Annotated in this window: 12 protein-coding genes; 4 read left to right on the forward strand and 8 right to left on the reverse strand. The window is 59.8% G+C overall.

Annotation, left to right across the window (positions count from 1 at the left end; translation table 11 throughout):
- Positions 1 to 11 precede the first annotated feature (11 nt).
- Genes arnD through arnB form a run of 4 tightly spaced genes read right to left on the reverse strand, consistent with a single transcriptional unit; the run spans position 12 to position 5,012 of the window.
- Positions 12 to 911, reverse strand: coding sequence for a 4-deoxy-4-formamido-L-arabinose-phosphoundecaprenol deformylase (gene arnD, locus AC1P02_RS09920; RefSeq protein WP_485185221.1), 900 nt, complete (start codon positions 909 to 911; stop codon positions 12 to 14).
- The gene (arnA, locus tag AC1P02_RS09925; protein WP_485185223.1) at positions 904 to 2,895 is read right to left on the reverse strand and encodes a bifunctional UDP-4-amino-4-deoxy-L-arabinose formyltransferase/UDP-glucuronic acid oxidase ArnA; all 1,992 of its coding nucleotides are present in this window, start codon (positions 2,893 to 2,895) and stop codon (positions 904 to 906) included. Before arnA ends, arnD begins: the two co-directional genes overlap by 8 nt.
- A complete protein-coding gene (gene arnC, locus AC1P02_RS09930; RefSeq protein ID WP_271772289.1) occupies positions 2,892 to 3,869 on the reverse strand; it encodes an undecaprenyl-phosphate 4-deoxy-4-formamido-L-arabinose transferase in 978 nt (325 codons plus the stop codon). The genes arnA and arnC overlap by 4 nt, the downstream gene beginning before the upstream one ends.
- Before the next feature lie 6 nt (positions 3,870 to 3,875).
- Positions 3,876 to 5,012 (reverse strand): UDP-4-amino-4-deoxy-L-arabinose aminotransferase, encoded by a 1,137-nt coding sequence (arnB, locus tag AC1P02_RS09935; RefSeq protein WP_309265593.1) that lies wholly within the window; start codon positions 5,010 to 5,012, stop codon positions 3,876 to 3,878.
- 280 nt (positions 5,013 to 5,292) lie between these two features.
- Between arnB and AC1P02_RS09940 the strand changes: the two genes are divergently transcribed.
- Positions 5,293 to 6,639 carry a UDP-glucose dehydrogenase family protein gene (locus AC1P02_RS09940; protein WP_125595989.1) on the forward strand — a complete coding sequence of 449 codons (1,347 nt, stop codon included), beginning with the start codon at positions 5,293 to 5,295 and terminating at the stop codon, positions 6,637 to 6,639.
- Positions 6,640 to 7,141: 502 nt separating this feature from the next.
- On the opposite strand, the gene AC1P02_RS09945 is transcribed toward AC1P02_RS09940, so the two are convergent.
- A complete protein-coding gene (locus AC1P02_RS09945; RefSeq protein WP_021138320.1) occupies positions 7,142 to 7,384 on the reverse strand; it encodes a YheU family protein in 243 nt (80 codons plus the stop codon).
- Positions 7,385 to 7,473: 89 nt separating this feature from the next.
- Here AC1P02_RS09945 and AC1P02_RS09950 point away from each other — a divergent pair, with 89 nt between their 5' ends.
- Positions 7,474 to 8,625, forward strand: coding sequence for a sensor domain-containing diguanylate cyclase (locus tag AC1P02_RS09950; RefSeq protein WP_485185227.1), 1,152 nt, complete (start codon positions 7,474 to 7,476; stop codon positions 8,623 to 8,625).
- Here the strand turns inward: AC1P02_RS09950 and AC1P02_RS09955 are convergent.
- The 3 genes from AC1P02_RS09955 to AC1P02_RS09965 all read right to left on the reverse strand — a co-directional run bounded on the left by AC1P02_RS09955 (position 8,607) and on the right by AC1P02_RS09965 (position 11,430).
- Positions 8,607 to 9,590, reverse strand: a complete 984-nt coding sequence (locus AC1P02_RS09955; RefSeq protein ID WP_485185228.1) for a hydrolase — start codon at positions 9,588 to 9,590, stop codon at positions 8,607 to 8,609. The genes AC1P02_RS09950 and AC1P02_RS09955 overlap by 19 nt on opposite strands.
- Before the next feature lie 71 nt (positions 9,591 to 9,661).
- Positions 9,662 to 10,561 (reverse strand): chemotaxis protein, encoded by a 900-nt coding sequence (locus AC1P02_RS09960; protein ID WP_005311791.1) that lies wholly within the window; start codon positions 10,559 to 10,561, stop codon positions 9,662 to 9,664.
- A gap of 182 nt (positions 10,562 to 10,743) precedes the next feature.
- Complete coding sequence (locus AC1P02_RS09965) at positions 10,744 to 11,430, reverse strand: hypothetical protein (RefSeq protein WP_485185230.1); 687 nt, start codon at positions 11,428 to 11,430, stop codon at positions 10,744 to 10,746.
- A gap of 39 nt (positions 11,431 to 11,469) precedes the next feature.
- Here AC1P02_RS09965 and AC1P02_RS09970 point away from each other — a divergent pair, with 39 nt between their 5' ends.
- Together AC1P02_RS09970 and AC1P02_RS09975 are read left to right on the forward strand one after the other, a co-directional pair.
- Positions 11,470 to 11,676, forward strand: a complete 207-nt coding sequence (locus AC1P02_RS09970) for a YheV family putative zinc ribbon protein (RefSeq protein ID WP_485185232.1) — start codon at positions 11,470 to 11,472, stop codon at positions 11,674 to 11,676.
- Between the two features lie 154 nt (positions 11,677 to 11,830).
- Positions 11,831 to 12,466, forward strand: a complete 636-nt coding sequence (locus AC1P02_RS09975; RefSeq protein WP_021138314.1) for an FKBP-type peptidyl-prolyl cis-trans isomerase — start codon at positions 11,831 to 11,833, stop codon at positions 12,464 to 12,466.
- Positions 12,467 to 12,514 lie beyond the last annotated feature (48 nt).

The following is a 12,514-nucleotide window of genomic DNA, read 5'->3' on the forward strand; positions in this document are numbered from 1 at the left end:
TGAGTAAGGGTCTAGACATCGGCCTTGCAGCCAAGCCATCCCTCTCGCCCCGGCAGGGTGCCGCGCACCAGCCGTCCGGCATCCAATTGAGCGGGATCAGGGGGTAACAGACTCCCCAGCGGGACAAAGCGGATGCCACGAGCGCTAGCCTCGGCCAGCAGCGCATCGAACTGATCCGCCATGACGATCCCTTCCACCTCGGCGTGGATGGTGTAGACGTGAGGCGCCACCTGCGGCGGGGTGCTGAGCCGGTCCAGCATGAAGGCGTTGAACTGCGCCGTTGTCACCTCTGTGCCGACCACCTCGTCGAAGGTGGGCAGGTTGACCGGGATCTGCGGCGTACCCGGTCGGCCATCCTGCAGCAGGGGTCGAAACAGGCCGCTGCCACGGCAATCGCTGTTGTAGCGAAAGCCGAACGCCTCCTTGGCCTGGGTGGTGAGCGGATCTGCCCGCCAGCCGGCGGCGGCGGAGCAATCCACCTCCCGCCCCAGGATCTGGTTGAGGGCATCCACCCCCAGCCTTGTCTGGTGAATAAGCGTCGCTTCATCCCAGCGGCCGGTATTGGTCTGCCAGCCGTGGTGATCCCAGGCGTGCAGGCCCACCTCATGGCGGGCGCTGTCGGTATCGCGCATCAGTGAGCCCAGCTGCTTGCCGATGGACTTGCCGGGCCAGGCGGTGCCGGCCAGCAGAATATCCAGCCCATAGAGGGATGCCGCGTTGGAGCGCAGCATCTTGAGCAGGAAGCGGGGTTTGAGCAGGCGCCACAGGTGGCGCCCCATATTGTCGGGGCCCACGGAGAAGAAGAAGCTGGCCTTGATCTGATGCCGGTCGAGGGTTTGCAGCAAGCGGGGAACCCCGTCACGGGTCCCCCTGAAGGTATCAACGTCGATCCGCAGACCCACATCAATCATGCTCGACTCCCGTGCTGACCGCTCCTTGCAGGAAGAAGTCCAGGGTCTTGCCGATGGTCTCTTCCATTTCGATGGTCGGTTCCCAGTCGAGCAAGCGGCGGGCATTCTTGATGCTGGGACGGCGGTGGGAGACATCCTGATAGCCGTCACCGTAGAAGGACTTGCTCTCCACTCGCTTGAAACCGGCAAACGGCGGGAAGTGGTGGCGCAGCGGGTGAGCCTCGAACTTGCCGAGCAGCACTTCGGCCATCTGGAGGATGCTGGCTTCGTTGTCCGGGCTGCCGATGTTGATGATCTGGCCATCACAGCGGTTGCCCTTGTTCTCTATGATGCGGAAGAGGGCCTCGATGCCGTCCTCTATATCGGTGAAGCAGCGTTTCTGGGCGCCGCCATCCACCAGCTGGATCGGGGTGCCGTCCACCAGATTCAGGATCAGCTGGGTGATGGCGCGGGAGCTGCCGATGCGGGCTGAGTCCAGGCTGTCCAGCCGCGGTCCCATCCAGTTGAAGGGGCGGAACAGTGTGAAATTGAGCCCCTCTTTCTTGCCATAGGCCCAGACCACCCGATCCAGCAGCTGCTTGGAGACGGAGTAGATCCAGCGCTGCTTGTGGATGGGGCCGACGATGAGGCGGGACTCGTCTTCATCGAAGCTGTGATCGTCGCACATCCCGTACACCTCGGAGGTGGAGGGGAATATGATGCGCTTGTTGTACTTCACGCAGTAGCGGACGATCTTGAGGTTCTCTTCAAAATCGAGCTCGAACACGCGCAGCGGGTTGCGGGTATATTCGATGGGGGTGGCGATGGCCACCAGCGGCAGGATCACGTCGCACTTCTTGATGTGATACTCGATCCACTCTGTGTGGATGCTGATGTCCCCTTCCACGAAATGGAAATGGGGGTGGTCGATGAAGCGTCCGAGCGCGCTGGCGCTGATATCCAGCCCATAGACCTCGTAACGCCCATCCTTGAGCAGACGCTCGGTCAGGTGGTTGCCGATGAAGCCGTTGACCCCGAGGATCAGTACCCTGGTCAATCGCTCCTTGCGCAGGGCACTGCTGGCTTTGGCGCCGAGCCGCATGCCGGCCACCAGGCCCAGTTCACGGGCAAGCTGGGCACCGCGCACATAGAGTCCCCCTTCCGCCTGACCGGCCACGATTTCCAGTACCCCTTCACCGCAGGCAATGCGCAGCGGATCCTGGCTGAGGATAGTGCCGGGCAGCATGTCGCTATCCTGGGCTATGTGGGTTGCCTTCCACACCGTCAGCTTGCGATCACCGGCGAAGCTGAAGGCGCCCGGATAGGGCTGGGTGACGGCGCGCACCAGGTTGTAGAGATCCCTGGCGGATTTATCCCAGTGCAGCTCGCCATCGGCCGGGGTGCGGCGACCATAGTAGCTGGCTCTGGACTCATCCTGCGGGGTGAGGCTGATGTCGCCCGTCCGCAGCTTGGGCAATTCGGCGTCCAGCAAGGCTTTGGCGGCGAGGCGCACCTTGCCATGCAGGGTCAGCGCAGTGTCGGCCTCCTTGATGGCGACGGCCTGCTGGGCGACGATGGCGCCGGCATCGGGCTGCATTGTCATCTGGTGCAGTGTGATACCGGTTTGCTGTTCACCATTGACCAGACACCAGTTGATGGGGGCACGGCCGCGATAGGCAGGCAACAGGGAGCCATGCAGGTTGAAGGCGCCGGCGGAGGGGATATCCAGGATCTCCTGCTTGAGCATGTGGCGGTAATAAAAAGAGAAGAGAGCCTGGGGCGCCAACCCCTTGATGTGCTCGACCCAGAGCGGATGGTTGACATCTTCCGGGGAGTAGACCGGCAGACCGTGTTCGGCACAGAGCTGGGCCACGGAGCCGAAGAAGCGGTTCTCACTCGGGTCGTCGGCATGGGTGAAGACGGCCTGGATCTCGTAACCTGCCTCGAGCAGGGCCTCGATACCGGTGCAGCCGATATCATGATAAGCAAAGACGACAGCTTTCATTGTTCAGTTTCCTGTTGCGAAGGGGTGGCGGTGCGCACTATCTGATGGATGAAGTAACGGGGGCGGGCGCGCACATCTGTGTACATGCGGCCTATATATTCCCCCAGCAGCCCCATGCCCAGCAGTTGCACGCCGACGAAGGTGAAGAGAATGGCAAAGAGGGTGAAGACGCCATCGGCGGCCCAGTCGGCGCCCATGACGAGGCGCATCAGGACCAGCAGTATGGAGAAGGTGAAGCCGAGCCCCGCCACCAGGCTGCCGACGATGCTGAGCAGGCGCAGCGGTGTGGTGGTCATGCAGGTGACCAGGTCATACATCAGATTGATGAGGTGCATAAGGCCGTATTTGGATTCGCCGTGGGCTCGCTCGGCATGGCCGACTTCCAGCTCTATGGTGCGCCGGGCGAAGCTGTTGGCCAGGATGGGGATGAAGGTACTGCGTTCTTGGCAGCAGAGCATGGCGTCTATGATGTGGCGGCGGTAGGCCCGCAGCATGCAGCCGTAGTCGCTCATGTGGACGCCGGTCGCCTTTTGCACCGACTTGTTGATGAGTCGGGAGGCGGTCTTGCGAAACCAGGAGTCCTGGCGGTTGCGGCGCACTGTGCCCACCACGTCATAGCCCTGCATGGCGGCCTCCACCAGACGGGGGATCTCCTCCGGCGGGTTCTGCAGGTCCGCATCCAGGGTGATCACCAGATCTCCCTTGGCGGTTTCGAAGCCGGCCATGATGGCGGCATGCTGGCCATAGTTGCGATTGAGCAACACGCCGACCAGCTTGCCGTCATTGTTGGCGGCGGCTTCGCTGATGATCTCGGTGGAGCCGTCGTGGCTGCCGTCGTCGATCAGGATCACCTCGTAATCCTGAGGCAGGAGCTCACAGGCGGCGGTGACCCGGCTCAGCAGCACGGGCAGACTGGCCTCCTCGTTGTAAACGGGGATGATCACCGAAACCAGCTTGATATCTGTGTTGTTCACGTGTCGTTACTCCAATATGTCGGTGAGTGCCGCGACCACACGGTCAACGTCGGCCAGCGTCATGTCCGGGAAGAGTGGCAGTGTGCACAGGCGCGATGAGTTCCACTCGGTATGAGGCAGGCTGAGGGCGGGGTAGCGCTCGCGGTAATATTTCTGGGTATGGGCGGCGCGAAAGTGCAGGCCGGTGCCGATGCCGCGCTCTTGCAGCGCCTGCATCAGTTGATCCCTGTCGAAACCGCAGCACTCAGGGTCGACCCGCACCATGAAGAGGTGCCAGGCGTGCAGATGGGGGTAGGTTGGGATGGCGAGTGGCGCCAGCGGCAGCCCTGCCAGCTTTTCCTGATAACGGGCGACCAGCCCGGCGCGCCTGGCATTGAGCTCGGGCAGGCGTGCCAGCTGGACCAGAGCGATGGCGGCGTTGATGTCGGTCAGGTTGTACTTGAAGCCCGGTGTTATTACCTCCGACTGCGGTTTACGGCCCAGCGTCATGCGATCGAAGGCATCCACCCCGAGACCATGAAACTTGAGCATGCGTACCTTGTCCGCCAGCGCCTTGTCATCGGTCACCAGCATGCCCCCTTCGGCGCAGGTCAGGTTCTTGATGGCATGGAAGGAGAAGATGGCGGTGCCGGTGGCGCCAATCCAGCGATCCCGATAGCGGGTGCCAATGGCATGGGCGGCGTCTTCGATGACGGGGATGTCGTATTGTCTGGCCAGCTTGAGAATAGGGTCCAGATCGACGGGGGCGCCGGCGTAGTGAACCGGAATGATGGCCTTGGTGTTGACTGTGATGAGCGGCGCGATAAGCTCTGCGCTGGTCATCAGTGTGTCTCTGTCCACGTCGACGAAAACGGGTTCGGCGCCGAGCAGTGTGATGAGGTTGATGGTGGACACCCAGGTCTGTGACGGGGTAATAACCTCATCCCCCGGGCCTATGCCCAGCGCCATCAGGGTGACGTGCAGGCCAGCGGTGGCAGAGTTGAGCGCAACGGCATGCTGGCAGCCGTATGTGTCACAGAATTGCTGTTCCAGTTCGTGACTCTTCGGGCCCGTGGTGATCCATCCCGATTTCAGCACCTCACAGACAGCGCTTATTTCGGCGTCGCCGATGGCTGGCTTCGAAAATGGCAGAAAGTCTTGCATAAGAGATCCAACAATGAATATTAATCAGTGCCCATCAGAACAGGCGGCCTTAAACATTAATTTCAACATAGCGTATATAAAATTGGCCCCGCAATGGCTCAGCAACAGCTGGTAACAATTCACTGTCAAAATTCATATAAAAGCGGGGTGGCAAGGGGGCAGAAACAGCTGGTAACAATTAAACGCTGCGACCATTTATAGGGGTGTGGTAAATATTTAAAATCCGAAAAATGCTCATTTTTCAACACTGCATCATCTCTGACATTCTGGTTGTATCAATATGAACATTACTGTATTTGGAAGTGGTTACGTGGGGCTGGTGTTGGCTACTGTACTGGCCGATATTGGTCATCAGGTTATCTGTGTCGATGTCGATGAACAGAAGGTGGCTGACTTGATGGCTGGTCAGGTTCCCATCTATGAACCCGGATTGGAGGCGCTGCTCCAGCGTAATATCAAGAGTGGTGCCCTGGTATGTACCACGGATGCAATCCTGGCCGTCAAACACGGTGAGGTGCAGTTTTTGGCGGTGGGCACCCCGCCGGGAGAAGATGGCTCTGCCGATCTTTGCCACGTGCTGGAGGTGGCTGACACCATAGCTCGTCATCGTGATGAGCCCGTCATCATAGTCAACAAGTCGACCGTGCCGGTGGGCACAGCCGACAAGGTGACAGCCAGGGTGAAGCTGGTTCAGCAGCAACTGGACAAGTCGTTTGCCTTCGATGTGGTTTCCAACCCCGAATTTCTGAAGGAGGGCTCCGCCATCCAGGACTGTCTGCGGCCGGATCGCATCGTGGTCGGCACTCGCAACGAGGCGTCCCGCCAGCTGATGCGCGAGCTTTACGAGCCGTTCAATCGCAACCATGACCGCATCCTGTTCATGGATGTGCGCAGTGCCGAGCTGACCAAGTACGCCGCCAACTGCATGCTGGCCACCAAGATAAGTTTCATCAACGAGATGGCTGGCCTGGCCGAGCGGGTCGGGGCCGACATCGAGATGGTGCGTCAGGGGATAGGGTCGGATCAGCGCATCGGTTATCAGTTCATCTACCCTGGCTGTGGCTATGGCGGCTCCTGTTTCCCCAAGGATGTCAAAGCCTTGCTGGCAACAGCCCAGGAACTGCAATATGACACGCCGCTGATCCGGGCGGTGGAGCGCATCAACGAGCAGCAAAAATCGCGACTCTTCGAGATACTGTCAGACTTCTTCAGCGCCCAGGGGGAATCCCTGGCAGGCAAGACGATCGCTCTGTGGGGGCTGGCATTCAAACCCAATACCGACGACATGCGCGAGGCCCCGAGTCGAGCCCTGATGGAGGCCCTCTGGCGTGCTGGCGCCACAGTGCAGGCCTATGATCCGGAAGCCATGCAGGAGACCCAGCAGCTCTATGGCTATTGTGACAACCTGAGGCTGATGGGGACCAAGGAGGCCGCCGTGTTTGGGGCCGATGCCCTGGTGATCTGCACCGAGTGGAACCATTTCAAAGCCCCCAATTTTGCCACCATCAAGCAGGCATTGAAGCAACCGCTGATCGTGGATGGCCGCAACCTGTTTGATCCGGGTCGCATGCGGGATCATGGCTTTCATTACTATGGTATTGGGCGGGGTGAGTCGGTAAATAGATAATGGAGGCGGGCGTTGAATGAAAATTTATCGCTCATCTCACCCATGTCTTTTTACCAACCAGTAGGGCCGGTTTTACCGTCAAAAATAAACAGAGACGCACCTTGAGCTGACCTGGCTGAATAACGCTATGAGCGTGAAATCCTATGAGGTTATGGCATGGTCACATCTTGTAAATAGGGTGATGTGAGCGCCTTTTTTATACTCATGTAATTGCTATGGACTATCCCCTGACCGGGAATATGAGGGCAGGTTTATCCCGGGATGACCGGCATCTTATTTATCTGTTTTTCATCAGTGCGAATTTATTTATTAGGAAGGTGTGATTCGCTTAATTACATGGTTATAAAGGTACTCATACTTGCCCCAAATGGCCTGTCGATGATTCGGCGGGCCATTTTTATGTCCGGTATAAAGGCCTGACCCCGGGCGGGAACTGTCAGGTTTGTTGCGCCATCATGCCAGTTGCGCTGGCAAGGCCCAGATTGGGATGGCAATCACCTGGCTATTCCGGTATATCGTCCATCGGTGCGCTGCTGAAGGTCGCTTTTGACACTATGTTGATGCTCTCGTGCAGTTCGCTGTAGACGATCACGGCCAGACCTTGCTTCAGCTGCTGTCTGACCTCGTCGACCTTGTCAGCCAGGCTGACGTCATGCTCACCGTACTCGGTGCCTTCCCGCAGGACGAAGTGTTCGAGCAGGTTGTTGAGGGTATCGGAGTCCAAGTCTTGCCAGGGGATAATCATGGGGTCATCTTCAGTTACGAACGTGTGGATATTGTCTATCGGTTGTCAGCAAGCGCAAGGAGTTTATCGGGCTGCAAGCGGGTGTGACCATGCTGACTGATGAACAACGTCGCCTCTCCACTCGCTTTGATCACCATCTGTGCGAATCGCGCCGCCACGTCCTGAGCAAGGGGTTGTTCTGGTTCTGGGCTGTCAACCAGCTGGCACTCCTGTTCCTGCTTGCCCGTTTCTATGTCTATCAGGATGCCCATCTGGTGGTTGCCCGCATACTGCCCTGGCGTTATGAGATGCAGCTTGCCCTGATGACCCTGGCCTGCCTGCTGTTTCCCTTGTGCTGGCGCTGGTTGTCGAGGCAGCCGCTGGCGCTCTGGCGGCCCTGCTTGTGCGCCGGGGCGCTGTTGTGGGGCCTTGCCTGGGCACTGTTTGGCTATGCCATCGCCCTGGTTGAGCTGAGGGGAGGCTTCAGTCTGGCGTTCGACCTTATCAGCTTGCTGCTGATGGCGGCGCTGATCGCCCTCTATTGCGAGGCGCGGCTGTTTTACTGTTTCAGCGTTCCGCCCTTGCTCTTTCTGTTGCTGGAAGCCCTGTTTGTCAGGGTGCCGTTTCCCATTGTGCACGGACTGGCGGTAGGCTGCCTCGTCATACTGCTGGAGACAGGGCGGCGCATGCTGAACGGCTGGTTCGTGCTGGCGGTCTCTCGGGAACACGAGAATCTGGCGCTGGCCCGTCAGCTCGATGGCATGGCCAAACAGGATCCCTTGACCGGCTTGGCCAATCGGCGCCATTTTACCAGGGTCAGCGAGCAGATCCTGGCCGAGGTGCGCCAGCAGCATGGTGACTTTGCCATCCTGCTGCTGGATGTGGATTTCTTCAAACGCTTCAATGACCACTACGGTCACCTGCAAGGGGATAACTGCCTGATTGCGGTGGCGGATTGCCTGCGTGAGGCGGTGCGACAGCCAGCCGATGTCGTGGCTCGCTATGGTGGGGAGGAGTTCGTGATCCTGCTGCCCGGCGCCGATGCCCTGCTCGCCGCAGACATTGCCTGGCGGATCGCCGCCGCCCTGGCGGCCCGCGCCATTCCCCATGCGCAGTCAGAGGTCTCCCCCAATGTGACTGTGAGTCAGGGCATTGCCTTGTGGCGTGAAGATGAGTCGGTTGCCGACATGCTGGCACGGGCTGACGAGGCGCTCTATCGGGTCAAGGAAACGGGCCGCAACGGCTACCTGATAGCCCCCTGAGTCTGCTCCTGCAACCATTGGCTGATGCGCTCCTCCAGCCAGAAGCGGGGCCGCCAGGGCGTGCCGTGCAGGAAGCCCACATGGCCTCCCCGCCGGCTCAACTCGTAACGCACCATGGGTGAGAGTTGCTCCGGCCGCGGGATCACGGCATCCGTCATGAAGGGATCGTCGGCGGCGTGGATCACCAGGGTAGGAATGGGGATGCGTGCCAGTAGCCCCAGACCCGAGCAGCTCTGGTAATAGTGGTCTGCACTGGCAAAGCCGTGCAGGGGGGCAGTGACCTGCTCGTCGAAGTCGCGCAGGGTAGCAATCGCTTGTACCTGCTGGGGCTGCCAGCGTTTGCCCGCCTCGGCCTGGCGACGGATCTTGCTTTGCAGGTTATGGCGCATGGTGCGCAGCAGATAGTTTTGGTACACCCGCGAGAATCCCTGATTGACCCGATCGGCGCAGCTGTCGAGCTGTAGCGGTGCCGAGATCACCACGGCTGCCTTCAATTCCTTCGGGCAGGCCCGCGCCAGCAGATTGACCAGCATGTTGCCCCCCAGTGAATAGCCGATGGCGATCATCGGCTTGCCGGGAAAACGCCGCCCCAGCTCGGCGATCAGCGCCTGTGCATCCTCGATGGCACCGGAGTGATAGGCCTGCAGCAGGCGGTTGGGCTCGCCGCTGCAGCCGCGAAAATGCATCAGTACCGCCTCGTCCCCCTGGCGCTGCAGATGGGCAAACAACCCCTTGGCATAGTGGGAGTGAATGCTCCCCTCCAGGCCGTGAAACAGCACTATCAGTGGCCGCGCCCCCTGACTGATGTCACCGCTCCAGGCGAGATCGACGAAGTCCCCGTCTGCCAGTTCAAAACGTTCTGGCACGAAGCGGGCGGGGGCTCGTCGCAGCCACTTTGGCAATATGGTTTGCAGATGGGGATTGCGCGCCCACCATGGGGCATGGAAGTGACTCTCTATGAGCATGATGGGGATCCGAAGCAGGTATCAGGGCAATGAAAAGCACGGCGAGAAGGGACGCTTCTCGCCGATTTTGGTCAGGCCAGCAGGCTGTCGTGGTGCTCGGCACCGCGCAACATGGCCTGGACCATTTCGTTTGCCTCAAACTTGGTCAGCGCTTCGTGGGCACCTACCTGATGGGCACGCTCCACGCTGATCTCGCTGGAGAGCGAGGTGTGCAGGATGATGTAGGCACCCGCCAGCGTCGCATCGCTCTGTACCTCGAAGGCCAGTTCATAGCCGTCGAGTCCCGGCATCTCTATGTCGCTCACCAGTATGTCGATGGGAGTCTTCTGGCTGGCGCGAGCCTGCATCAGGGCCAGTGCATCCTTGCCGTTGGTGCAGACTTCGTAGGGAATATTGATGTAGTCGAGGGCGGCCATCAGCTGGCGGCGGGCGACTGAGGAGTCATCCACCAGCAGGATCCGCATCGGCTTGATCCGCTCCCGCTGCACATCGGTCAGCACCGGATAGAGGTGGCTGGGGTCGTCCGGGTAGACCCGTGACAGTATCAGTTCCACATCCAGCAACTGGATCAGCTGGTCGTTGACCCGGGTCACCCCGGTCACGAACACGTTATGGCCGAGCGCCGCGGGAGGGGACTCGATATCGCGCCAGTTGCACTCGGTGATCTTGTCGATGCCGCGCACCAGAAAGCCCACCAGGGTGCGGCGACAGTCGGTGATGATGATGAAGCAGCTCGGCATCTCCTCCTTGCTGATAGGGCGATAACCCACCGCCATGGCCATGTCGATCACCGGGATTGTGGTGCCCCGCATGCTGGCGGCGCCGAGCACGGTCGGGTGCGAGTGCGGCATGGCCGTGAGCTGGGTGTAAGGCACTATCTCCTTCACCTTGAGGGTGCCGATGGCAAAGGATTGTTTGGCCGAGAGATGAAACAGCAACATGCCCTGGGATTGGTTGGCCTTGCTTTTCATGGCAGATGTCCTGTGAGTCAAAACGGTATCAGTCAATTCAGGCCCCTAGCATAAAGGATTATAGGCGAAATGGCCCTCCCGTTATTAGCGACCGCGCGCCGTAAAACTGGACTCATTTCACCCATTTATTCACCTTGCTGACCCTATGGCGTGTCTGTGCGGGTCATGGCAATCAGGGGAGATCAGGCGGGCACTTGTTGGTCCAGGTTGGCGCCCAGCCAGTGTTGACACGCCAGGGCGAGAGCATCTTCGTCCCGGTAGCCGAGCTTGGCTATCACCAGTTCCCGTTTGCTGCCGCTCTTGAGCAGGCGCACAGCTTGCAGCAGCTGCCACTGGGCGCTCAGGGCATCGGCCGCTAGGCTCGGATCTGTCATGCCTCGCTGGGAGAGGCACGCCTGCCAGGCGGCGTCACTGCCCGTTTGCTGGCCTGCCAGTGCCCGCCAGGCGCCTTGCAGCATCTGGTCACCATGTTGCGCGAGAGGACAGGCCTGAAGCTCGTCGAGCATCACCTGCAGGCGATAACCATAGGCGCCTTGCCAGTCGCGTGGGCGTTGCCACTGAGTCAGGCTGTCGAACAGGGCATCAAGTAGCGGTGTCGGGTGCAACCAGCCTGCCTGTGCAGGTTGGGCAACCCGCGGGGAACAAGTCAGCAAATCATAATGGCAGCCTGCCAGCGGGCTGAAGGCGGCGAGGGCATCGGCGCAGAGCCAGAAACTGTTGCCCGCTGTCAGCAGCAATTCATGCTGGCCGAGTCGCAGCAGCGCCCCGCCCCGGGTTATTCGCAGCAACTGGCCCAACGGCGAGCGTTTGCGGCCGCCGACCTGCAGGTGAGGGGAGGAAAAATGCTGACATTCGATGGCGTGATGCATGTAAAAACCCTGATATGATGCTGCCTGGAGGTAACAAAAATGGAAACCAGACGTAAAAAACGCTTCATTGCCGGCGCTGTGTGCCCAGCATGCGGCAAAATGGACACCATGATGCTGTATATGGAGCATGGAGTCGAGAAGGTGTCCTGTGTCGACTGCGGGGATACCCAGGTGCAGACTCAGGCCGAGGTGGACAAGCTAACCCGTGAGACCGAACAGGTCATAGGGGTGTTTCGTCCCGAGTGAGGTCATCAGCAGAACCAGAAAGGGGGCGTAAGTGAGGCTCATCCCGTTTCGCAGTGATGACTTTTTCATCATGACGGAGGGGGCCCGACCATATGCTTGGCCACCTTTTTGAGGTATTCTGAGCCCGTTTTTTTCTATCCGCAGGATCCCTGACATGAAAGTAGCTCCCCTGAGCGTGGTTACGCTGGAATACACAGTCACTGACGAACATGGTGAAGTCATCGACACCACTGTCGGTAAAGAGCCTCTGGTGTATCTGCACGGTACCCGTTATCTGGTCTCCGGCCTCGAAGCCGAGCTGGAAGGCCGTAGCGTGGGCGAGGCGTTCGACCTTACTCTGGCACCGAGCCAGGCCTATGGCGAATACGACGAAACCCTGGTGCAAGAAGTACCTGGCGAGTTGTTTGACGGCATGGAAGTGTCTGAAGGGGATACTTTTGTGGCCGAGACTGACGATGGTCACCGTCCGGTTACCGTCATTGAAGTGTCCGAAGCGTTCGTCAAGGTGGATGGCAACCATCCGCTGGCTGGCGTGACCCTGGGCTTCAAGGTCGAGATCAAGGACGTCCGTGCCGCCACTGCCGAAGAGCTGGCTCACGGCCATGTTCACGGTGCCGGTGGTTGCGGTCACGATCATGGTCACGACCATGACCACGATCACGGCCATGAGCACGGTGGTTGCTGTGGTGGTGGCCATGGTCACGATCACGGTCATGACCACGGCGATGAGCAGGGTCATGGCGGTTGCTGTGGTGGCGGCGGCTGCGGTGGCAAGGGTCACCAGCACTGATCTGTGCCCCGGGCCTGGCCCGATAAAAAAACCCGCGTTTATCGCGGG

This window comes from Aeromonas sp. TS_SC_11 (genome assembly GCF_057318915.1).

What these genes read in the sequence shown, in the direction of transcription:
- arnD (WP_485185221.1), bottom strand. Translation starts at nt 911, where the DNA reads ATGATTGATGTGGGTCTGCGGATCGACGTTGATACCTTCAGGGGGACC.
- arnA (WP_485185223.1), bottom strand. Translation starts at nt 2,895, where the DNA reads ATGAAAGCTGTCGTCTTTGCTTATCATGATATCGGCTGCACCGGTATC.
- arnB (WP_309265593.1), bottom strand. Translation starts at nt 5,012, where the DNA reads ATGCAAGACTTTCTGCCATTTTCGAAGCCAGCCATCGGCGACGCCGAA.
- AC1P02_RS09940 (WP_125595989.1), top strand. Translation starts at nt 5,293, where the DNA reads ATGAACATTACTGTATTTGGAAGTGGTTACGTGGGGCTGGTGTTGGCT.
- AC1P02_RS09945 (WP_021138320.1), bottom strand. Translation starts at nt 7,384, where the DNA reads ATGATTATCCCCTGGCAAGACTTGGACTCCGATACCCTCAACAACCTG.
- AC1P02_RS09950 (WP_485185227.1), top strand. Translation starts at nt 7,474, where the DNA reads ATGCTGACTGATGAACAACGTCGCCTCTCCACTCGCTTTGATCACCAT.
- AC1P02_RS09955 (WP_485185228.1), bottom strand. Translation starts at nt 9,590, where the DNA reads ATGCTCATAGAGAGTCACTTCCATGCCCCATGGTGGGCGCGCAATCCC.
- AC1P02_RS09960 (WP_005311791.1), bottom strand. Translation starts at nt 10,561, where the DNA reads ATGAAAAGCAAGGCCAACCAATCCCAGGGCATGTTGCTGTTTCATCTC.
- AC1P02_RS09965 (WP_485185230.1), bottom strand. Translation starts at nt 11,430, where the DNA reads ATGCATCACGCCATCGAATGTCAGCATTTTTCCTCCCCTCACCTGCAG.
- AC1P02_RS09970 (WP_485185232.1), top strand. Translation starts at nt 11,470, where the DNA reads ATGGAAACCAGACGTAAAAAACGCTTCATTGCCGGCGCTGTGTGCCCA.
- AC1P02_RS09975 (WP_021138314.1), top strand. Translation starts at nt 11,831, where the DNA reads ATGAAAGTAGCTCCCCTGAGCGTGGTTACGCTGGAATACACAGTCACT.